This window comes from Thalassotalea ponticola (genome assembly GCF_041379045.1).
Classification (GTDB): Bacteria; Pseudomonadota; Gammaproteobacteria; order Enterobacterales; family Alteromonadaceae; genus Thalassotalea_A; species Thalassotalea_A ponticola.
In genome coordinates this window covers 2,046,648-2,069,075 of the sequence record NZ_CP166871.1, presented here as the reverse complement: position 1 = coordinate 2,069,075, position 22,428 = coordinate 2,046,648, and the positions used below count along the sequence as shown (strand labels likewise).

Below are 22,428 nucleotides of genomic sequence, written 5' to 3'. Positions count from 1 at the left end.
CTTAGATTTTTTAGAGAGAAGACTAAGCTGACCGTCAGTTAGTCAGTGGTGATGATAATGTCGGATGTTGGGATGGAGCAGCAGGGTAAAAATTCGCCGTCGCGAATAAAGGCGAGGGGTTCACCGTTAACGTACTCGATATCGCCCTGGATCAGATTGCAGCGGCACGCGCCACAAAAGCCATCACGGCAATGATATTGGATATCAATATTCTGAGCTTCTAAGTACTCAAGGGTGGTTTTGTAAATCAGGTTGTCAAACGCCTGTTCAACAACCTGACCATCAACAGTGACTTTTTTTCCCACGGTTTAGAGCTTAAATATCAAAGCCTTCAAAGTCGGACGCATCAACTGTGCTGTCTGTTTGACCGACAAGATAGGATGAAATTTCAGTTTCTTGCGGGGCAACTTGTACGTTATCACTGGTTAAATACGAATTGATCCAGGGCAGCGGGTTACTCTTAATATCAAACTGAGGTGCATAACCAATAGCGGTTAAACGCTGATTTGATAAGTATTCGATGTATTGCTTTAAGATTTCCGCATTTAGGCCAATCATTGAGCCATCTTTAAACAAGTAATCAGCCCATTCTTTTTCTTGTCGAATAACATCAAGGAAAATATCTAGACCTTCTTGATGTAACTCTTCGCTGATTTCTTTCATTTCTGGGTCGTCTTTACCACTGGCCCAAATGTTCAGAATGTGTTGAGTAGATGTTAAGTGTACCGCTTCATCGCGAGCGATTAATTTTATAATTTTGGCATTGCCTTCAAGTAACTCACGCTCGGCAAAGGCAAACGAACAAGCGAACGACACGTAAAAGCGAATTGCTTCTAGTGCGTTGGTAGAGCACACCGAGCGGTAAAGCGCTTTTTTAATTTCTCGTACGTTAACCACGACTTGTTCGCCATCAATGTCGTAGGTTCCTTCGCCTTGCGATTGAAACAGTTGTGTCAATAAAATTAATCGGTCGAAGTACAGACTAATAGAGCTGGCGCGATTAATGATGTTTTCATTAATGACGATGTCGTCGAAAACCGCACTCGGATCGGTAAACAGGTTGCGCAAAATATGAGTGTAAGAACGCGAGTGAATGGTTTCGTAGAAACCCCATGTCTCGATCCACGTTTCTAACTCAGGGATTGAGACCAAAGGTAACAAACACACGTTAACACTGCGCGCAGCAATAGAATCAAGCAGAGTTTGGTACTTTAAGTTAGAAATAAAGATGTGTTGCTCACTTTGTGTTAACGACTGCCAGTCGGCGCGATCTTTAGAGATATCAACTTCTTCAGGTCGCCAGAAAAAGCTCAATTGCTTTTCAATAAGCTTCTCAAAAATTGGATGCTTTTGTTGATCGTAACGCGATACGTTTACCGTTTGTCCCAAAAACATTGGTTCAAGTAGTGGGTTGTTTTTGGTTTGATTAAAAGTTGAGTACGACATTATTTCTCCTTTCAATACTGTTTCATATGCCGTGGTAAACAGTATTAAATTCTTTATTCTCTGCCAGCTCAAATCCAGGCGTTTTTATTTTGCTTAGTGCGATACCGCTGCCGTTAATAGAAACGATAAAGCCGGCTATTTCTCTGGCTTCAAGAGTACCTTACATGGTGCGAAACCACCGCACTACACAATATATGGTGGCTTATAATGGGATAATAACACCAAATGTAGCGCTGTTTCTACACAAAAAACGTGAAAAATAAAAACTAAAATGATTGCATTTTGTAATTTTGTTTTAACCCTTTACTCTGCATAGAGGTAAGCATTTTCTAATGAGAAAACAATGCGCTAGGTAACAAATAAAGGGTTGCAATTTCGTTAACTAGTTGGCTATGCTTGAATATTACTTGATCAAACCATTAACAATAAAATGATGAGCATGGCAATATTTCCGAGTTTGCCCAATTACCATGCATTGGTAGTATTGCTATTAACGCTTGGCGCATTATACCTGTTTAAACGCGATGATATTTCTCTGGAAACGTCATCGTTAACGGTCATCGCTGTATTAACGGTGTTCTTTGCGGTGTTTCCGTTTCAGTATCAGGGCAAAGTCATCGAGCCGGTGTCGTTTTTTTCGGGGTTTGGTCATGAAGCGCTAGTGACTGTTTGTGCTTTGATGATTATTGGTCAATCACTGGTTCGCACTGGCGCATTAGAGCCGATAGGGCGCAGCTTAGCAAAGCTTTGGAAAATCAGCCCGCAATTATCACTGCTGTTTACCCTCATTATTGCAGGTGCATTGAGTGCATTTGTAAATAACACACCCATCGTTGTGTTATTGCTACCTATTTTGATCAGTGTATCAATTCGAACTAAAACCGATCCAAGTGGTATGTTGATGCCCATGGGCTTTGCAACTTTGGTTGGCGGTATGGTGACGACTATTGGTACCTCAACAAATCTATTAGTGGTTAGTGTGGCCTTTGATATGGGCTTAAAACGCTTTGGTATGTTTGACTTTGCCGTACCTGCACTGATCGCTGCATCGGCAGCAATACTGTATTTGTGGCTTATAGCACCGCGGATCTTACCCAAACGCGAAGCCAGTATGCCAGATACGTCGCCGCGTTTATTCAGCGCCTATTTGAGTGTCACAGAAGCCAGTTTAGCCGCCGATAAGACCATTGCTGAGGTGATAAAACTCACCGATGGTCAATTGCGCATTCAAAGTATTCAGCGCGGTGAGGATAACCACAAACTTGTGCCACTGCCCGATACACTGATTCGCCCAGGCGATAGACTGCAGGTTAGAGACTATCCCGATCGGCTCAAGGAATACGAGCGCGTGCTCAAGACTACCTTGTATTCAGGTAAACACAAACTCGATGCCGATCATCCGCTCGAGCCGGGCTCGCAAATGCTCGCTGAAATCGTGGTCATCCTAGGCTCCGGCTTAATTGGGCGAACGTTGAAAAGTGTCAACTTTGCCCACGAATATGGTTTGTCGGTTATTGCTTTACACCGAGACGGTAAAGCCATGGAAATAGGCCGTCAAACCATTGGCACAGTACCGTTAAACATCGGCGATATCTTATTGGTTCAAGGTGATGTTGAACAAATTGAAAAATTGAAAACTCAGCAGGGCATATTAGTTGTTGATGGCGCTGCTAAGCTGACTCACACCCGAAAAGCGCCACTATCACTGGCGATTTTATGTGGCGTGGTCATATTGCCAGTACTCGATGTGCTTCCTATTGTGATCAGTTCCATCGTCGGCGTATTGATGTTGCTCGCAACGCGCTGTTTAAATTGGCAAGACGTTGCTAACTCGTTAAGTACGCAAGTTATTCTCATTGTTGCCGCCTCATTAGCCTTGGGTAACGCGATGATGGAAACGGGAGGAGCACAATACTTAGCGGAGGTATTTGTGGTGATGTCGTCGCCGCTGCCCACTGGCGGCGTGTTAGCGGCGCTTATGTTATTGCTAGCCATATTAACCAACATCGTTTCAAACAACGCGGCGGCCGTTATCGGAACACCAATTGCCATATCGGTTGCCCAACAATTAGGAGCACCACCTGAGCCGTTTGTGCTTGCGGTATTGTTTGGTGCTAATTTGAGTTATGCCACCCCAATGGCATATAAAACCAACCTGTTAGTGATGAATGCTGGTGGCTACCACTTTTCTGATTTTATGAAAGTAGGTATTCCATTGAGCATTCTTATGTGGGTGATATTGTCGTTTACCTTGACTGTCATGTACTTGTAACAAGTACATACAGCCTGTGCTAGGTTTTTATGTCAGCGCGCTTGTTGTACGTGTTATAACGCCCTTAAATTTACTCGTTGAGCAAAGATGATTTATTAAACACTATGTCTATTTATACTAACTTACCTAAGCTTTTTGTGATGTTACTATTGATGCTAGCTAATGCTAGCCTTGTCCTCGCCCAAGATAGCGATGAGCACGTAGCAGAGCAAGCTCAAAGTAACAGAGCACCAAGTAACAGTAACGTATACTTCATTTTACAAGCACATAAAAAAAACTATATTCTGCCGTTGATCTACACCGATAACTTTAATGAGCAAGCGTACCAAGACGTGCCGTCGCTGTCGGGAGACGAATTTAAAGATATTGAGGCGAAATATCAGTTAAGTGTGAAGTTTCCACTGTTTAATCCGGGCTTTTTGGTTGATAACGACAGTTTTCATTTTGGAATGACCATTCAATCTTGGTGGCAAATATATGCCGATGAGATCTCAAAACCATTTAGGGAAACCAATTACCAGCCAGAGTTTTTTTATCGCCTGCCCATTGGTTGGCAGCCGTTTGATGGCAACGTTACTTTGGGACTTGGGGTAGAGCATCAGTCGAACGGTCGCTCGCAAGTGATCAGCCGCAGTTGGAACCGAATTTACGGTGAAGTGATTTACACACATGGGCTATTTAAAGCCTATTTTAGACCTTGGTATCGATTACCAGAGGATGAAAAAGAAAGTCCCGATGATCCCAAAGGTGATGACAACCCCGATATTGGCGATTACATGGGCCATTATCAATTGCAATTGCAGTATGCGGTCTACGATGTTGGTATGGAAATGGTGATTAGAAATAATTTGTCGACTCACAAAGGGGCTGTTGAATTAGGCTTAAGCTTTCCACTTGGCAGCGGTCTGCGAGGTTACTTACAGTACTTTACTGGCTACGGCGAGAGTATGATTGACTATGACCACAACCAACAACGCATTGGCATAGGGATCATGTTAGATTCGGATTTTTAGTCACTACTATCTCATGTGCTGCTAATTATTGATTGGTAATTAAGGCGTTACCTGTATTTGCCAAGTCATTTGTTTATTGGCAGTATAGCGCGCGAAAATCATAATAATAACAAGCTGAAAAGGCGCCATATATGACCTTATCCCGTTTTCAAGCCACTGTTTCGCGCTGGTTTTATCCGTGCTTTTTGATTGCGTTTATAGCACTGATCGCGCTGTGGAGTTTCGATGCACAGCGTCCGTCAAAAGAGGCATATCAACACAGTTCAAAACAAGTTTTTTCACAGCAAAATGCGTTAGCACACCTCGATAATATCGCAACCAAACCTCACTTTGTCGGCACTAACGAACATCATCGGGTAGGCCAATATTTAATAGATGAACTTAAAAAACTTGGTTTAGAAGTTGAAGTATTTGAGGCGATGGGGGCCCGCTATCGTCGAAATTTCATGGCGGCCAAGACCGCCAATATTGTCGCTCGCATCAAAGGTAAAAATACTGGCAATGCTTTGGCGTTAGTGTCTCACTACGATTCGTCACTGCACTCATCACTAGGTGCCAGTGACGCCGGAAGTGGGGTGGTTACTATTATTGAAGTGATGCGAGCGTACTTGTATAAGTTGCAGCAACACAACGGACAACCGAATAACGACATTATCATTATCTTTACCGATGCCGAGGAACGCGGTTTGCTTGGTGCGCAAGCGTTTGTCAATGGACATCGCTGGGCAAAAGATATCAAGTTGGCGTTAAACTTTGAAGCGCGAGGCTCCGGCGGTCCAAGCTATGTATTGTTGGAAACCAATTCGGGTAACCAAAGCCTGGTTGAAGCATTTAGCCAAGCGGGTATCGAACATCCCGTAGCAAACTCACTCATGTACAGTATTTATAAAATGCTACCCAATGACACCGACTTAACGGTGTTTCGAGAAGAGAGAAATATTCAAGGGCTTAACTTTGCCTTTATCGATGATCACTTTGATTATCATACCGAACAAGATTCTGTTGATCGCTTAGACAAAGCGAGTTTAAATCATCAAGCCGAGTATTTAACCGCATTACTCGATTATTTTGCCGATGCCGATTTAACCGAGCTTAAGTCAGATAGCGACTTAGTGTATTTTAACTTTCCCCAACTTGGTATGGTTGACTATCCATTTAACTGGGTATGGCCGATGCTATTGGCTACAGCGGTCCTGTTTACTTGGCTATGTGTGAAGGCAATAAAACAAACTGCGTTGAACCGCACGGCAATTATTCAAAGTTTTACCGCCTTGTTGTTAAGCGTGGGCGTAGCAGGGGGATTTGGGTTGCTAGGTTGGCAACTACTGTTTAACACGGTTCCCCAATACGCTGAAAGCTCGCATGGCTTCACCTATAACGGTCATTGGTTAATGGCCTGTTTTATCGCATTTTCGCTCGCTGTTAGTGCCGTTATTTACCGCAAAATTTATTCGCTAAACGGCTCAGAGTCGAGTGTGGTTGCGCCCATTGTTATCTGGTTGCTGATCAATGCGACAATCGCATTTTATTTACCTGGCGCAGGCTTTCTGATTATTCCTGTTGTGTTTGCCTGTGTTTCGTATTGGCTGTGTTTGCGGATTAAATGTACTATCCGATATGGCACAGTATTGCGCTTGCTGTTGTTGCTTTTTACCGTACCAACCGTCGCCATATTAGCGCCACTAATCACCTCCTTGGTGATTGGCTTAGGGTTAAAGTTTCTTTGGCTGGCCACCGTATTATCGGTATTGACCTTTGCTCTCATAGTACCGGTGTTTCAAACCGTAACTGCGCAGCACAACACGCCGTTAAAGGTCGTGCAATGGCTGCTGCTTGCTAGCTCTTTACTAAGTTTTGTCGTCGCCTATTTGCAGCTAGAGTATAATCTACAGCGAAAAAAGCCATCGAGTATTAATTACTTGCTCGACACTCAGAGTGATAGGGCGTATTGGTTGACCAGTAACCACCGCTTTGACAGCTTTATTGAGCAATTTTTTTCATCGCCTCAATCAGGGGATGATTGGTCGCAACAGTTGTATCCTGCCTATCGCTCAAGTAAGGTTCGCTTTTATCAATCGGCGCCGGTTATTCCGGTTGCTACGGCACAGGTGAATGCGACATCGATTGCGAACACCGAAAATCGATATAATGTAACCCTGTCGATCAAGCCACAGCGTTCCGTTAATCTTCTTAAACTCGCGACTAACCAGCCTATTTCGATCCGTGACTTTAGAGTTAATGGGCAGTTGTTTGCACATCAACAACAGCCGAGTAGCGCATCGTTTGAGCAAGGCTTTTTCTTTCAATATACCGTCGCGGACCCAGAGCAAAAGGTGTCTTTGCAAATGACGATTGAGACCAAACAACCACTCGAACTGATACTGTATGAGATAAGCTATGATTTATATCAACAGTTTCAGTGGATAACGCCGCGACAATCTTGGTTAATGGCAGAGCCGTTTATTGTGAACGATGCAATTATCACAAGACAAACCCTGTCGCTTATTGAGGGGCGAGCAAACAATTAACGCGCGCTCAGGTGCGCTGTGATTGGAGATTGTTTTGACTCGCTTTTACCAAGGCTGCGAGCCGAGTAAAAGGTAACACGGTGTGATGGCTAAAGGAGCATAAGGTTAAAGGAACGTCAGGCGCAAGATTGCAAGGCTCACTGATAAGCAGGCTCTGTTGGCCTGTTTATCAGCTCGGTTTAAACGCCAATACATCGGTTTTTAAATGACTTAATATTTGCTCCGCGGTATTGCCTAATGCTTTTTGTTTTAAGCCAGTTCGCCCCACGGTACCGAGGATCACCAATTGGCAATGTAACTGAGCGGCAGTCGATGGAATGACCCACTCCGGTTTACCGGCGTGAATGTGAAAATGTTCGCCAGGAATGTTGTAGGTCTTGGATAATTTGCCAATTTTATTCATCAAATCTGCTTTTACTTTGGCTTCAACTTCATCTTTATACTGAATACCTAAATCTCTTAAAAGCACTGAAAACAACGGCACATAAAGTACTTGTACATTAACGCCAAAAATATCGGCTAGTTTGCGGGCTTGTTCGAGAATGGTGTGGTTAAGTTGTTGTTTATCAGAAAGTTCGGTTTGTAAGTCAACGCAGGCGAGAATGTCGTGGGTGTTGTGCCACTGTTGCTCGCTGACGATATAAATGGGGGCCTGTGTTTCGCGCAGTAAATGCCAATCGGTTGGAGTGTAAAACATCGACTCGCTGCGGTGACCAGTTTTAATCACCATGCTGACATTGTGTTGTTCGACGTACTGATTAACCCAAGGCGCAATGTGTTTTTGCCAGACTATTTCATAAGTATAGAGGTTGTTGTCACAGGTTTGCGCTAACTGATCGTTGGCCTTTTCATCGAGTCGCGCCAATAAACTGTTTTTCAACGCCGAGCCATTGCGCCCTAAGCCGCGTAAGTCTTCGTAATAAAAATAAACAATATGCAATGTTGCACCAAGTGCTTTGGCAATCTTATCGGCCTGCTCAATGGCCGTTACCTGCTCGAAGTTTGGGTCGGCTATAACCAAGATTTTGTCCACTTGTCCTCCTAAGCGCTAAGCACGTGTTATAACTTTATGTTAAAGGTCTACTCAATCAGCGGTTACCGTGTTTATTTTTTGTAAAAGTCAGCGAGCTTATACTGACTATACATGATTGTGATAGACAGGCAACGATAATTTTTGCCGCGCTTGAGAAACTGGATCAGACGTTTTATAGTGAATTATATTGAAGTAAACACACTTACCCGCACGCTGTAATAACAAGCTGTTCCAACGCGTGTAGGCTCGTGCTAAACTGAACGTATGACGGGGTGAGTTTACCGCCGTTTTTCGTTCGCTTTTAAAATAGTAAAAGATGAAGGTATCGCCGCGTATCACTACGTAGCGACAACAGTACAATGTAGGGTGGTTCGCGTAACTCGCTAACGCAACGATTCGGCCCAGTGATAAAAATAAAAAGGAAATGAATTTTGTCTACAAATCAGCAGTCACCAGTGATAAAAAAAGCTGTGATCCCCGTAGCTGGCCTCGGTACGCGGATGTTGCCAGCAACCAAAGCAATCCCCAAAGAAATGTTACCTGTGGTAGACAAGCCACTGATTCAATACATTGTAAATGAGTGTATTGACGCCGGTATTAAAGAAATAGTGTTAGTCACCCACTCGTCAAAGAACGCTATCGAAAATCACTTTGATAAGCAGTTTGAACTAGAAACCACATTAGAAAATCGAGTAAAACGCCAACTGTTAGCAGAAGTGCAATCCATTTGTCCTAAGGACGTAACAATTATGCATGTGCGCCAGGGCGAGGCCAAAGGATTGGGACATGCAGTACTCAAAGCTCTGCCTATTGTCGGCGACGAGCCCTTTGCCGTGGTGTTACCGGATGTACTAATTGATGACGCAGCAAGTGATTTGAAAAGCGAAAATATGGCCGCCATGCTCAAGCGTTTTGCTCAAACAGGCGCCAGTCAAATCATGGTCGAGCCGGTGCCTATGGAGCAGGTAAGCAGTTACGGCGTGGTAGATTGTGGCGGTGAAGTACTGCAACCGGGTCAATCTCATGCGATGAGTCAAATTGTCGAAAAACCAGCAGTCGAAGAGGCTCCTTCGAACTTGGCCGTGGTCGGTCGTTATGTTTTGTCCAATGCCATCTGGTCATTGTTAGAATTTACGCCTCCTGGTGCGGGTGACGAAATTCAATTGACCGATGCCATAGCGAGCTTAATGAAGCTAGAAACGGTAGAAGCTTTTCACATGACGGGCAAGTCCCACGACTGTGGATCAAAAATCGGTTATATGAAAGCGAACGTTGAATACGGCTTACGTCACCCCGAGTTAAACGGTGAATTTAAACAGTACTTGCGTTCGGTAATTGAATAACAGCATCACAACACCGCCATGGATACATTAAACTCCTGGCGGTCATTTGCTCGCTGAGTCATTAGCTGCGAGCACCATCCGTTTCAGCCTCTAGTACATTGAAACTTTTCCGCAATTCTTCGGTGTAATCCGCTGTCCACAATACGTGCCAGTTTACCTACTCACCTAAGCTCGGATTAACTGAATTGTCTGTTTTTAGCCATGGCGATGTGAAATACCGAAGGTCGATCTTTTCTTGGCCGTCCCCGCTTTGCATGCGCAAATAACAATTGCGCTTCAAAGCTTAAATTGCGAATGAAATATGGGCTGGCAATGGGGAAGTTGATAGCGATATTGGCGCAAATGAAATCAGTGGTCGACTTGTCAAGTTGTTCGTTAAAAAGGCGGTGATAACTTTGTTGGCGTTGCTCTTTATCACTGCCGAGCTTTAAATAACGCTCGTGTGGTTGAATAAAGTCATCACTATTGGGGGTATCATCATTTGCCGACCTATCGAGTCCTACAATTTCGGCCACGCCGCTGTTGTAACGTAAACTGCTCAATGAAATCTGGTTGTTGATTTGTGGTTGTATTTGGGTTTCTATGTAGGCCATGACTGAGAGTAAATAGCTGTCGGGATCCACCATGCTTGCTTTGTGGCGGCTTTCAAATAGACGTCCTTTTTGCTGATAGCGGCGATTGTAATACTTGCTGTAACTGCTATTTAAAAACTGCATAGCAGAGGGCATGTCAGTATGCGATTGGGCTGATAGCAATAAGTGTATTTGCGCTTGCAGTAAGTGATAAGCGTGTACTTTTACATTGTATTTATCACTCATGTTTGCCAGTAATTGACAAAATTTTTGACAGTCTTGTTGTTGATTAAATACCAAGCGATGTTGGGCGCCTTTGAGCACAATATAGTAGGGGATATTGGCTAGGTAATGACGAGGTTTTCTAGGCATCTTCACTCCATGTAATTTGACTTAAATACGCGATACGAAAATCGGTTAGAGCATCAGTACATGTCTTATTACTCAAGTTACTCCCTGTAACCTCAAGTAACAGCTCATTATACTGAACCTCGCTCTGAGTCATGTCATGCGCTTCGTTCCGTGTTTTGCACAACATTATCCGATACAAGATAGAAGCGTTCAGTGTTTGCTAATCGGTGAATGATTAGCCAATATTGATAACGCGACTATGTTGTGTGGTTATGACGCGTAACAACGTTATAACCATGCCACTCCTTAGCTACTTCCATGTACACAATGCATCCTGCATTGCTCAATCCTTGAGGGCGTCCTGTAAAAGCTGATCCATCAGCCTTTATTTCTCCACAACTCGAAAAGGGGTAAGTCGTGGTTGAAATAGTGTTATTTATTGCGTTTAGGTTTAATTACTTGGTAAAGGTCAACAAAGAGCACCCTAACGATGATATCAGGTTGGTAATAATGGAAGTTATTACAGTGTGCATTGGATGTTTGGGGAGAAACCATGTGATAACGTCCTGTTGTCATTAATCCGTGTCCTTGTTTATATGGTTCGTTGTTCAACTTATTGTTCGAACAACGTTTTTTTACTGCATATAAAAAATGTATAAAGTAATTTTTCGAAAAGCAAATAAAAATCATATAAAAATTAAGGGTTTGGTTTAAGTTGTTGTTTTTAATTGTTTTATTTTTTGATTTTAATGTTTTTTGAAAGCGATTAACCGGTGGCTATTGGTGTCAAAGAAGTGGCTTTCCCAAGGTGCGATTGCGTTGTGTGGTTAGGTCACATGCGTAACTAATAACGCTGTAAATAGTCCATTAATGCCGTCCTTCGGATTCGGTTATTGGATTCGTTTAAAGGTCATTTGTCATTGTTGTTACTCGTTGCTATGGAATAACCATACTTCTCTTGGCGCACCCCCCATAAATTGCTATTAATGCGAACAAAATCTATATCATCAAGAGCAACAACCCCCTAGTAATAGCCCTTTGATAAATCATCTGTTTATCGACTAAATCGGTAGATTTAAATGAGTTTAAAAGAGATGGATTTTAATTTGACAATTAACACTTCAGTTCTAATCTTGAATAGAGGGTGAACAAACTTTGTGCCCGTTCGTATCGTCATCATCCACTTGTTCATCGTGGTATAACCAAGTGGGCGACCAGACGCCGTATTGACGCTGATTAGAGGATAGATTTATGCAAGCTCCCAAGGTATATCACAAACGTATTAAGTTCGTGTTGGGTGCGATTGTGACCGGGTGGTTAATCACCAATATCACATGGCTTGCGCTTGATAACAGCTCGTTGGTACCACTTGTTGTACTTACCTTAAGTACGATAGCAGCGTTGACGGTGTTCTTATCTGAGCCTCGTTAATGTGCATGCAAATGACAGCTTGTCATTACCCCGTATAGGGGCATTGATTAAGACAACACAATGCGTTGTTTAACCACAGAGCAACAGACACTGTTACTTAGCAATAATACCATCGGCAAACATAATTAGCTCGATACAGTCACCACCAAAAACTCGATTTAAGCACGTGATTCAAGGATGAATAATGCGAAATAACCAACGCTCTCTAGCAAGCCAAAGTCAGCCCGAAAACAGCAAAAGCGCCTCGTCAACGTCGTCCAGTAACTCATTACCCCCGTCTAAATCAGCAAATGTGACATCGACCAATGTCAACCCGAGTACTGACCCTATAGTTGGTGCGAGTAACGAGGTTAAAAAAAATAGTCAGCATACAAAGCGCTTGTTTCGCACTCAGGTAATGCAGTCAAAAAATCGATTTTATTGTGATGTCAGCATCAAACAGCCAATAAGCTTTGCGATGCTCACTGCACTACTGATGTTGTTGGTTGCTGTGTGCCTTTGGTACTTACTCAATCATCAATACACGCGCAAAACCCACGTCAGTGGCTATATTCAACCGATACAAGGGTTGGTCACTCTCAATGCTGAACGCCAAGGCTTGATTAAACGAGTCGAGGTAGAAGAAGGTGAAAAAGTCTCTCCAGGTGATGTGCTGATGGTGATTGAGCAGGCGAGATTGAGCCACAATAACCAACAACTAGACAATGTTTATCAAAACCAAATTATGACATTACAGGAGAGCCTTGCTTTCCTTGTCAGCGAACAAAATAACCTGCTAAAGCTGCAACAGCTCAAACGTCAAAGCTTGGCCCTCAATGCGAGTCAAACATCATCGATACTCGATAACGTTAAGCGTCAGTTAACTGCACTGGTAGATAAAATTAATCATGAAAATAAACGGTTAACCAATTTTAACAACTTGCATGCAAACGGCTATCTCGCCAGTGACACATTAATGTTACAAAAGCAAAAGCTGATTTCGTTAGAGCAGCAGCGGCTTGAACTCGAACAGCAAGTATTACAACACCACGCGCAAATAGCCAATATTAACCAGCAGTTAGAGCAACTAGATTACAGCCAAAGCTCGGCGTTGGCAGAAAACAAGCATCAACAGCAGCGGGTCAAACAGCAGCTTAGTGAAGCGATGTATCAACGACAATACAGCGTGGTTGCACAAACATCAGGAACGATCACCAATCTTCGTTATAAGCAGGGGCAAAGCGTCTCTGCTGGCGATCCGTTACTGACTATCGTACCGAGTGATGCAACCATGGAAGCCGTCTTGTTGGTGCCAACGCGCGGTTTTGGTTTTATTGAAAAAGGACATGTGACGCAGTTGAAATATCAAGCATTTCCTTATCAACATTTTGGTATGTATCAAGGCAAAGTCGTCAGTGTTGCCAACGCGGTGATCACACGTGCCGATCACACCATGCCACTCAGATTACAAGAGCCCGTGTACAAAGTAACCGTTGCACTTGATAAGCAAACGGTTAATGCCTACGGTCGTTCAATCGCCTTGCGCCCTGGGATGTTATTGCAAGCGGAAATTGCACTTGATAAGAGAAGCTTAATGCATTGGTTGCTAGAGCCTATATACAGCCTCAAAGGCCGAAGTTGATATGGCAGGTGCCACTTTGTGCTTATTACCTCACCATTTACAATAAATAAAGGATAATTATGTCAACAAACCGCAAGGATGCAGCGAACGGTCTGGCTTTTTTTCAGCGCCGCCGATTACCAGTGATGTTACAAAGTGAAAGCAGCGAATGCGGTTTGGCGTGTTTGGCCATGATCGCAAATTTCTTTGGTTTTAACGCTGATTTAGCCAGCTTGCGTCGCATCGTTAGTCTGTCTCCTAGCGGAGCACGGCTATCTGATTTGATGTCAGCAGCCGATCAACTCAAGTTAACTGGCCGCGCGCTAAAACTGTCGATAACGGATATTCGCAAACTCAACACGCCGTGTATTTTGCATTGGGATTTAAATCACTTCGTCGTGTTAAAGCACTGCGTTAGAGGCGGTGTTGTCATCCACGACCCCGCTATCGGAGAGCAAAAGCTGAGCGTTGAACAGGTGTCAGAACACTTTACTGGTATTGCCCTTGAACTCACGCCAAGTGACGCTTTTACTCAGGCCAAACTGAGTCAATCACTAACGTTATCTGATTTTACCCAGCAAATTACCGGGCTTTGGCCGACGATAACAAAAATACTCGCCTTGAGCGTTATGCTCCAATTATTTGCTATTGCCGCGCCGTATTATCTGCAATTGGTTATAGATGATGTGATTGTTAATCAAGACGACAACCTACTAACTGTACTCGCACTGGGTTTTGCCCTAGTGGCTTTATTTGAATTACTCACCCGAGTTCTGCGCTCAGTGGTGGTATTACACTTTTCAAGTGTGATGAACTTGCAAATGGCAAGTCAGCTCTGCCATCATCTGTTGCGTTTACCCGTGGCATTTTTTCAGCGCCGTCACATGGGAGATATCGTCTCCCGGTTTGGCTCGTTAGATGCTGTTCGTCAACTACTCAGTAATGGTTTGGTTGAGGCATTGGTTGATGGGTTGATGATTGTCGCGGTGCTGTTAATGATGTTTTTGTACAGTGTGAAATTAACCGTACTTGTATTGCTCGCCGTCGTCGCGTACGCGGCATTGCGTTGGTTGTGTTACAAGCCACTAAAACAGCTTAATGAACAACAAATTGTTGCCAAATCAAAAGAGCAAAGCTGCTTTATGGAGAATATTCGCGCTATCGAAACCATAAAGTTGCGTCAATGCGAATCGGCGCGTCAACAAGTATGGTTGAAAAATGTGGTCAGCTATCTCAACTTGTCGATTGAGGTAGGCAAGTTGAAATTGCACTTTACCTGGCTTCACGATGTGATCTTTGCCGCTGAAAATATTGCCGTTGTTTATGTGGCCGCGCTGTGTGTTATCCAAGGACAGTTGAGCCTTGGTATGCTCACCGCCTTTATCGCTTACAAACGACAATTTACCAGTAAAGTAATACTGTTTATAGACCGTGTGGTTGAAATGAAAATGCTTAGTTTGCACTTGAATCGCATTGCTGATATCGCGCTAGCAGAGCAAGAGCCTCACTTTCAACAGCGATCACTTCACCTTAGTGTCGAACCACCTAACATGGCAAAAACGACCTGTGAAGGTGTCGTAACTGGCGCGTGCTTAACCGATGAAAATCAGGTGTACGAGCACCAAACAGCCGAATATCAAACACCGGGATATCGAGTTAACCAAGGGCTCGATAATCAGCGGCAACGGCCTGTATTAGCGGTCAGTAATTTGGCTTTTCGCTATCACCAACAACAGCCGTTTTTATTTGAAAACGTATCGTTTTCAGTATTTCCAGGTCAATGTATCGCCATTACCGGAGCATCGGGTAGGGGAAAAACAAGCTTGTTGAAACTGCTCATGGGTCTAGAACAGCCGAGTCGTGGAGAGGTGTGTTATCTGGAGCAAAACATTGAACACGTCGGAATTGGTACATATCGGAGCAAACTCGCCGCGGTATTACAAAACGATCAGCTGATCAGCGGCAGTTTAATCGACAACATCACGTTTTTTAGCGAGCAGGTTGATCTACCTCGCTTGCACGAATGCCTTGCGCGATCTCAGTTACTCGACGAGATAAAGCGAATGCCTATGGGATTAGAAACATTAGTTGGTGATATGGGCAGTAGCTTATCCGGTGGACAAAAGCAGCGCTTGCTATTGGCAAGAGCGCTATATCAACAACCTGAAATACTATTTTTAGATGAAGCGACGTCTCACTTAGACAGTGAAAATGAAATGTTAGTCAGCGATGCCATAAAGAGTTTAGACACGACCCGCATAGTGGTCGCCCATCGCATAGAAACCATTATTCAGGCCGATGTTATTTTAACACTCACCGAGCAAGGCGTAATCGATGTCACGGAGAAAATGAAATCACCTTGTATTGATTAGCACTCGCCTTGCTGAGGTCATTGCGATGATCAAATGTCGTCGCTGATTTGTTAGATGAGATTGACTAATTTTGTTAAATACTTGCTAAATTGTCATTATAGTGGAATGATTTATGAGAAACCTAGGTCTGTATAACAGATCCACGGGAAACGCAGTTTACCCAAGCTAAAAGTGACATATACGCTAGTGCCTGTTGATGTTTTTGTAGTGTAAACCACTGCAAAAACAGACAGTGATAGTTAACAGCCCCTAGTACCGTGATAAGTCACGTAACTTTATAACATTTAGGAAGAAGACAATGAACGTATTGAAACAATATTTTGTCACAGCGGCATTGAGCGCTTTATTATTAACCGTGTTTGCAAGCATGCCAGCGAAAGCCGAGGTAAATCCGTTTGATAGCCAAGACGTGGTTGCATCAACTGATTTTGACGGTCACCAAAAAGGCAAGTGTGGCGAAGGCAAATGCGGTGAAGGCAAAAAAGGCAAGTGCGGCGAAGGCAAATGCGGTGAAGGCAAAAAAGGCAAGTGTGGCGAAGGCAAATGCGGTGAAGGCAAAAAAGGCAAGTGCGGCGAAGGCAAATGCGGTGAAGGCAAAAAAGGCAAGTGCGGCGAAGGCAAATGCGGTGAAGGCAAAAAAGGCAAGTGTGGCGAAGGCAAATGCGGTGAAGGTAAAAAAGGCAAGTGCGGAGAGTAAGCTTTTCTTCGTGCTGTAAACAACAGCATCGCTTCACAACCAGATGAAAAGGGGACCTCGAGTCTAATGCCGATCAGTTAAGAAAATGATCGGTTGACCGATCTAAACGATCATGCAAAATCCGTAATCAGTTTTCTGATTACGGATTTTTTTATGCAACTTTCTACCGCTCTCGACTCAATTAACCACTTTAGGCCTAGCCAAGTCGAAACATTAGCTGATTTATTACCACTTGAGTTGATTGAAGAAGCATATGAACTGACAGAAACGGTCACCTTAAGAAAACGTAAGCTCACTCTAGAGTCTATGGCGTGGTTATTGATTGGAATGGCTATATACAACGATAAATCGATGGCTGACGTTGTAAACATGCTAGATATAGTAGATAGAGATGGAAAACCTTTTGTTGCTCCTAGCGCTTTGACTCAGCGTCGCAAGAATCTTGGCGAAGCAGCTATGAAAGCTTTATTTGACTGTACACAAAAACGTTGGAACAAAGAAGCTAAGCACCCTCATTGGAATGGATTAACCTTGCTTGGAGTCGATGGTGTTGTATGGCGGACAGACGACTCAAAAGAAAACAACAGCGCATATACGAAACCGACTAACACACAATACCCTCAAGTGAGAATGGTGTGCCAAATGGAATTAAGTAGCCACTTAATTACAGGAAGCGCGTTTGATGATTATACCGTGAATGAGATGGTATTAGCCGAGAAGCTAATAGAATCGACACCCGATAACAGTCTGACATTATTTGATAGAGGGTTTTATTCTCTTGGGCTATTGCATAAATGGCAATCTACAGGAAATGAAAGACACTGGCTAATACCACTGAAGAAGAACCTTCAATATGACGTTATCAGAAGCCTTGGTCGTAATGACAAACTGGTTCGACTGACCTCAAATCCCAGAGCGAGGAAGCTGTGGCCAGAGCTTCCGAACGATATTGAAGTAAGGTTGATTACGCGAAAAATAAACGGCAAAAGTCAAAGTGTACTCACGTCAATGATTGACCCTATGCGATATCCTTCAGCCGATATCGGCGATTTATATAGCCATAGATGGGAGATTGAACTTGGATATCGAGAGCAAAAACAATATATGCTTGGCAATAGGTTAACGCTGAGAAGCAGGTTGCCAGAGCTTGTAAAGCAAGAACTCTGGGGAATACTTCTGACTTACAACCTAATTCGATATCAGATGGTAAAAATGTGTCAAACGCTCAAAGGGAATTACCTTCCATACCAGTTGAGCTTCAACGGAAGTTTGGCGCATGTAATGCGGCTACTCGTCGGATTACCGTACTCTTCACCAGGAGCGATTCCACGCCAGCTTAAGCACTTCTACTCCATGGCTGATAGCCTAATACTGGAGCCACGGCGGGGGAGAACATTTCCAAGAACCGTGAAACCAAGACCAACACGGTACCCTAAAAATAAAGATGCCGCTCACCTTAAGTGAACGGCATTAGACCTCGAGTCTCCTTTTTTGTGCTTATTTTACAGCGCAACTCGCACTGTTAAAAGTGGCAATCACCTCATTCGCTGTGTCGGGTCAGATAGGGGATCATATCCTTAACATACAGTAAGACGAGAATTAGGTGCGTAAAATTACAACACCATGCAACCTACCTGATCACGGGGTAATTGCACAACTAGGTTAACTGTTGGTAAATGCAATGTTGCACCGATTTTTGATTTTTGTTGCATTTCAAATCATCCAATAAAAACAGTTGGTTAAAAAGTAATCGATCAGTTCGGTTTTTCGTTAATTTTTTTATTGATCTATATCAAGCTTTTGCTTAATCGTGTATTATCTCGCCGAAATTTGTTTGGGAGTTCGATACAATGTCACACGATAATTTTAAAGAAGCTTCGTCGAAGCGCCACTTATTTGCAGCATTAGTAGCCCTAGTTGCTATGCCATTATTGCCTATGCTGATGGGATGGTATACCTACCTGTAATCGCTACAAATAATTAATCGCTGTAAAAAAGGAATTAGGATGACAATGCACGTTTTATTAGTTGAAGATAACGCCAAAGTTTCAGCTCAACTTGAAGCGGCGTTAACCAAGGCTGGTTTTCATGTTACAACAGCAATTAATGGATTAGATGGATACAACAAGGCACAAAAAAACGCATTCGATGTGTGTGTTGTAGATCATTTAATGCCATTAATGGATGGTCGACAACTATTAAAAAACCTAGCTGGTTTACACCAATATAAACCAACGTATTTAGTATTTATGTCAACGCAAGAGGTGAAAGTGGTTGAACAAATTCCAGAAGTAGAATTTGCTGATACCATTATCTCGAAACCCATTAGTGACGATGATTTTATTTCCGTCATGACATCTCTTATCGACCAGTCAACACTCAAGCACTCGACCGAAGTGGCTTAGTGAGTAAAAGGCGTACTTAGGTACGCCTTTTTTGATTGTCGACGTAGAAACAACAGCGAAAACATCCCCATATTCACATCGATGTAGCGTGTTTTACTTCAGCAAAAAGCACCTCACTGACCAAGTTCAATGTTTTGTTTAAACTACTGAATCAGTTCGTTTGCGTTCGTTGAGCTATGATGAAAAATAAATACATCGTCGTATTTTGCATTCGGTAACCGGTCAAAATTACCAGAATTGTGGTGATTTAATCGCTTTTGCGACAATAAAGTTCGCTTTAATGTAATCGTGACTATAAAATTTGCGTTAAATCTATTATCCTTTTAATCAAACTTTTAATAGACATGTAAGCTATGACCGAGCAAGAAATTAAGTACCTTAAAAGCGTCATCTATGACGTGCCAGATTATCCTATTGACGGTATCATGTTTCGTGATATTACCGGCATTTTAGACGACGCTAAAGCGTTCCTGTTTTGTATTGATCATTTGAAGCAAAAATACCAGAACATGGGAATTACCAAGGTTGTTGGCACTGAAGCACGCGGTTTTCTGTTCGGTGCACCGTTGGCCTTAGCTTTAGGGGTGGGTTTTGTTCCAGTGCGAAAGCCTGGAAAGCTACCACGAGAAACGTATTCACAAACCTACGATCTTGAATACGGTCAAGACACTCTTGAGATCCACCAAGATGCGTTGACCAAAGATGACAAAGTACTGATGATTGATGATTTGCTCGCAACTGGCGGTACCATAGAAGCCACCACCAAGTTAATCCGCAGCGTTGGTGCATCGGCAGAGCACGCTGCTTTTGTCATTGGATTACCCGATTTAAAAGGGCCAGAGCGTTTAGCGGCGTTAAACGTCGATGTGTATACCATGGTTGATTATCAAGGCGACTAGCCTGAGTATCGACTCTCATTAGAATAATAACAAACTAGGGTTGTAAAATATGAGCTATCAGGTGCTTGCCCGAAAGTGGCGTCCGAAAGACTTTTCTCAGTTGATGGGGCAGGAGCACGTTGTCACTGTGTTAACAAACGCATTGAGTCAACAACGCCTGCATCACGCCTATTTGTTTACCGGAACACGAGGTGTGGGCAAAACCACTATCGCTCGTATTTTTGCCAAAAGTCTAAATTGTGCCGAAGGTGTAAGCGCCAACCCTTGCGGTCAATGCGATGTTTGCCAAGATATTGATCTCGGTCGCTTTGTTGATTTACTTGAAATTGATGCCGCCTCGCGTACCAAAGTTGATGATACTCGAGAGATCTTAGACAACGTTCAATACGCACCATCTCGCGGTCGCTATAAAGTATACCTTATCGATGAAGTACACATGTTGTCAAAGAGCAGCTTTAACGCGCTGCTAAAAACGCTTGAAGAGCCACCGGAACACGTAAAATTTATTCTGGCGACTACTGACCCGCAAAAACTGCCAGTAACCGTACTGTCACGGTGTTTACAATTTCATCTCAAAGCGTTAACCCCGCAACAAATCGAACAAAAATTAGTAGAGATTTTAGAGGCCGAAAACGTCACTTATGACCACGATGCCCTTGCCTTGTTAGCCAAAGCCGCTCGCGGTAGTATGCGCGATAGTTTGAGTTTAACTGACCAAGCAATCGCTCAAGGACAAGGACATATTGTTGCTGCTAATGTGGTGCAAATGTTAGGTGGGGTTGATCAAAACTGGGTTTATAAAATTGTTATTGCTCTGCTCAAACAAGATTCACAAGAGTTATTGCAATTGAGTCAATCTATTGCCTCTTATGCTCCCAATTATCATCGCTTATTAGCCGAGCTACTGCAGCTGTTACATCAAGTCGCACTTTGGCAATTGGTGCCCAATGGCGTTGATGTTGATAAACAAAAGGCAACATTGATTGACAAGTTTGCTCGGGCAATGGCACCAGAAGATATTCAGTTGTATTATCAAATTGTCCTCAATGGTCGAAAAGACTTGGCTTATGCCGGTGATGAGCAAAGTGGTTTTGATATGGTGCTGTTGCGTTTATTAGCGTTCAAGCCGGCACCGGCAAACGCCGAGGCGTATGTGGATGCAAATGAAGATAGCGCGCAAAACACCAGTTCAGAGCAAGCTGTGAGCCTCATGGGCTCTCAAATAAGCCAACAAGAATCACAGGGTAATACGGCTGTTGACGATCACGAGCAACCGTCAACAAGCCAAAGTGAAGCTGCTGTAACGGCACAACCTGCGTCAGGCAATAACGAAACAAGCACATCGCATTCAAGCCAACCAGCAGATGTCTTCAATGCAGCCAAGTTACGCGCTAGTTCGGTTGAGCAATTACAAACAGAGCAGCAACAGCTTGAGCAATTGGCGAATGAGCAACGGGTAAGCGCTCCATCAACAGCTCAGACTGCTGCGCCGCAGGCTGTGCAAACAAAACACCCAGAGCCACAGCCAACAGCACCGACAGATGAGCGAGAACTGCAAAATCGCACCAGCGATATTGTCGATAATGCACATGCCGGAACCGAACAAGCTCTTGATGCAGATATTGAAAAAATGTTAGCGACTCGCAATATGCTGCGCAGTCGTCGTCAAGCAGTGGGGGACGCAGGAAAAAAGTCACAACAAGCAAGCGCCAAAACACCCAGTCAGATAGCGACTGACACGGCACTTGCTGATGACTCAACAACGACTCTAGAACAACGCGCTTCGCTAACAGAGCAAGACGAGCCGTCGCAGCCGATTCAACAAGATAGCAGTCGCGATGATACGCCGACAGGGCGTAAAGATGTGCAAGTAACACAAGACGCGTCGATGCAATCGCAATCGACAAACCAGCCCCAAGCCGAAACGACTGACGAGCAAGTACCGCTGAGTTTGCGACATTCAAGTGAGTTTAACCCAACCGATATTGACCCGTCTGCGATTCGAACGGCAGATCAAATTGATAAATGGGCCAATACCATTGAAGCTATGGGGTTATCAGGGCGCGTTAGACAATTGGCGATAAATGCCGAACTTGATCTCAGCAGTAACGAACAACGCTTGGTGATAAATTTGGATAGCCAATGGGCGCATCTTAATTCTCAAGCGGTGATTAATAATATCAGTAACAGCTACAGCCAATTAACCCAACAGCCTTGTGAAGTGATTATCAACACGATTGAATCGCCACAGGCAACGCCGTTTGTTATTCAACAGGTAATTAACGACAAGCGATTGCAATGGGCCAAGCAAATTATCAACAATGATGCCTTTGTTGAAACACTAAAGAATGAGTTTCAGGCCTTCGTTGATGAAAACTCGGTTATGCCGTTATAGTGTAAACATTCGCAGAACACTGTAGATCAAAATATCTGGATTCTGCCCTTAACCTTATTGGCAAGGGCAGT

General features: G+C 43.5%; 15 protein-coding genes. 11 read left to right on the top strand and 4 right to left on the bottom strand.

The window, feature by feature from the left end:
* Window positions 1-38: 38 nt before the first annotated feature.
* Window positions 39-251, bottom strand: a complete 213-nt coding sequence (gene yfaE / locus ACAY30_RS08915; RefSeq protein WP_290252144.1) for a class I ribonucleotide reductase maintenance protein YfaE — start codon at window positions 249-251, stop codon at window positions 39-41.
* 64 nt (window positions 252-315) lie between these two features.
* Window positions 316-1,446, bottom strand: a complete 1,131-nt coding sequence (nrdB, locus tag ACAY30_RS08910; RefSeq protein WP_290252134.1) for a class Ia ribonucleoside-diphosphate reductase subunit beta — start codon at window positions 1,444-1,446, stop codon at window positions 316-318.
* Between the two features lie 439 nt (window positions 1,447-1,885).
* On the opposite strand from nrdB, the gene ACAY30_RS08905 reads away from it, so the two are divergent.
* The 3 genes from ACAY30_RS08905 (at window position 1,886) to ACAY30_RS08895 (ending at window position 7,259) form a co-directional block, all read left to right on the top strand.
* Entirely contained in the window at window positions 1,886-3,718 is a 1,833-nt protein-coding gene (locus ACAY30_RS08905; protein WP_290252135.1) for an SLC13 family permease, read from the top strand.
* A gap of 104 nt (window positions 3,719-3,822) precedes the next feature.
* A complete protein-coding gene (locus tag ACAY30_RS08900; RefSeq protein ID WP_290252136.1) occupies window positions 3,823-4,731 on the top strand; it encodes a phospholipase A in 909 nt (302 codons plus the stop codon).
* 131 nt (window positions 4,732-4,862) lie between these two features.
* Window positions 4,863-7,259, top strand: coding sequence for a M28 family peptidase (locus tag ACAY30_RS08895; RefSeq protein WP_290252137.1), 2,397 nt, complete (start codon window positions 4,863-4,865; stop codon window positions 7,257-7,259).
* A 169-nt stretch (window positions 7,260-7,428) separates the two neighbouring features.
* Here the strand turns inward: ACAY30_RS08895 and ACAY30_RS08890 are convergent, their stop codons facing one another.
* Window positions 7,429-8,292: a universal stress protein gene (locus ACAY30_RS08890; RefSeq protein WP_290252138.1), complete on the bottom strand. Its 864-nt coding sequence runs from the start codon at window positions 8,290-8,292 to the stop codon at window positions 7,429-7,431.
* 500 nt (window positions 8,293-8,792) lie between these two features.
* Between ACAY30_RS08890 and galU the strand changes: the two genes are divergently transcribed.
* Window positions 8,793-9,635 (top strand): UTP--glucose-1-phosphate uridylyltransferase GalU, encoded by an 843-nt coding sequence (gene galU / locus ACAY30_RS08885; protein ID WP_371190266.1) that lies wholly within the window; start codon window positions 8,793-8,795, stop codon window positions 9,633-9,635.
* 176 nt (window positions 9,636-9,811) lie between these two features.
* Here the strand turns inward: galU and ACAY30_RS08880 are convergent, their stop codons facing one another.
* Complete coding sequence (locus ACAY30_RS08880; RefSeq protein WP_290252140.1) at window positions 9,812-10,579, bottom strand: transposase; 768 nt, start codon at window positions 10,577-10,579, stop codon at window positions 9,812-9,814.
* Window positions 10,580-12,173: 1,594 nt separating this feature from the next.
* Here ACAY30_RS08880 and ACAY30_RS08875 point away from each other — a divergent pair.
* From ACAY30_RS08875 to dnaX, 7 genes are all read left to right on the top strand, one after another.
* Window positions 12,174-13,610 carry an HlyD family efflux transporter periplasmic adaptor subunit gene (locus ACAY30_RS08875; protein ID WP_290252141.1) on the top strand — a complete coding sequence of 479 codons (1,437 nt, stop codon included), beginning with the start codon at window positions 12,174-12,176 and terminating at the stop codon, window positions 13,608-13,610.
* A gap of 59 nt (window positions 13,611-13,669) precedes the next feature.
* Window positions 13,670-15,961: a peptidase domain-containing ABC transporter gene (locus tag ACAY30_RS08870; RefSeq protein WP_290252142.1), complete on the top strand. Its 2,292-nt coding sequence runs from the start codon at window positions 13,670-13,672 to the stop codon at window positions 15,959-15,961.
* Between the two features lie 298 nt (window positions 15,962-16,259).
* Window positions 16,260-16,658 carry a hypothetical protein gene (locus ACAY30_RS08865; RefSeq protein ID WP_290252143.1) on the top strand — a complete coding sequence of 133 codons (399 nt, stop codon included), beginning with the start codon at window positions 16,260-16,262 and terminating at the stop codon, window positions 16,656-16,658.
* Between the two features lie 153 nt (window positions 16,659-16,811).
* A complete protein-coding gene (locus ACAY30_RS08860; protein WP_371189879.1) occupies window positions 16,812-18,122 on the top strand; it encodes an IS4 family transposase in 1,311 nt (436 codons plus the stop codon).
* A gap of 542 nt (window positions 18,123-18,664) precedes the next feature.
* On the top strand, window positions 18,665-19,063 hold the full coding sequence (locus ACAY30_RS08855; RefSeq protein ID WP_290250226.1) for a response regulator: 399 nt from the start codon (window positions 18,665-18,667) through the stop codon (window positions 19,061-19,063).
* A gap of 353 nt (window positions 19,064-19,416) precedes the next feature.
* Window positions 19,417-19,962: an adenine phosphoribosyltransferase gene (gene apt, locus ACAY30_RS08850; RefSeq protein ID WP_290250225.1), complete on the top strand. Its 546-nt coding sequence runs from the start codon at window positions 19,417-19,419 to the stop codon at window positions 19,960-19,962.
* 49 nt (window positions 19,963-20,011) lie between these two features.
* The gene (dnaX, locus tag ACAY30_RS08845; protein ID WP_290250224.1) at window positions 20,012-22,357 is read left to right on the top strand and encodes a DNA polymerase III subunit gamma/tau; all 2,346 of its coding nucleotides are present in this window, start codon (window positions 20,012-20,014) and stop codon (window positions 22,355-22,357) included.
* The last annotated feature ends 71 nt before the right edge of the window (window positions 22,358-22,428 follow it).

What these genes read in the sequence shown, in the direction of transcription:
- ACAY30_RS08895 (WP_290252137.1), top strand. Translation starts at nt 4,863, where the DNA reads ATGACCTTATCCCGTTTTCAAGCCACTGTTTCGCGCTGGTTTTATCCG.
- ACAY30_RS08870 (WP_290252142.1), top strand. Translation starts at nt 13,670, where the DNA reads ATGTCAACAAACCGCAAGGATGCAGCGAACGGTCTGGCTTTTTTTCAG.
- ACAY30_RS08880 (WP_290252140.1), bottom strand. Translation starts at nt 10,579, where the DNA reads ATGCCTAGAAAACCTCGTCATTACCTAGCCAATATCCCCTACTATATT.
- dnaX (WP_290250224.1), top strand. Translation starts at nt 20,012, where the DNA reads ATGAGCTATCAGGTGCTTGCCCGAAAGTGGCGTCCGAAAGACTTTTCT.
- ACAY30_RS08865 (WP_290252143.1), top strand. Translation starts at nt 16,260, where the DNA reads ATGAACGTATTGAAACAATATTTTGTCACAGCGGCATTGAGCGCTTTA.
- apt (WP_290250225.1), top strand. Translation starts at nt 19,417, where the DNA reads ATGACCGAGCAAGAAATTAAGTACCTTAAAAGCGTCATCTATGACGTG.
- ACAY30_RS08875 (WP_290252141.1), top strand. Translation starts at nt 12,174, where the DNA reads ATGCGAAATAACCAACGCTCTCTAGCAAGCCAAAGTCAGCCCGAAAAC.
- ACAY30_RS08905 (WP_290252135.1), top strand. Translation starts at nt 1,886, where the DNA reads ATGGCAATATTTCCGAGTTTGCCCAATTACCATGCATTGGTAGTATTG.
- ACAY30_RS08855 (WP_290250226.1), top strand. Translation starts at nt 18,665, where the DNA reads ATGACAATGCACGTTTTATTAGTTGAAGATAACGCCAAAGTTTCAGCT.
- galU (WP_371190266.1), top strand. Translation starts at nt 8,793, where the DNA reads ATGTTGCCAGCAACCAAAGCAATCCCCAAAGAAATGTTACCTGTGGTA.
- ACAY30_RS08900 (WP_290252136.1), top strand. Translation starts at nt 3,823, where the DNA reads ATGTCTATTTATACTAACTTACCTAAGCTTTTTGTGATGTTACTATTG.
- ACAY30_RS08860 (WP_371189879.1), top strand. Translation starts at nt 16,812, where the DNA reads ATGCAACTTTCTACCGCTCTCGACTCAATTAACCACTTTAGGCCTAGC.
- nrdB (WP_290252134.1), bottom strand. Translation starts at nt 1,446, where the DNA reads ATGTCGTACTCAACTTTTAATCAAACCAAAAACAACCCACTACTTGAA.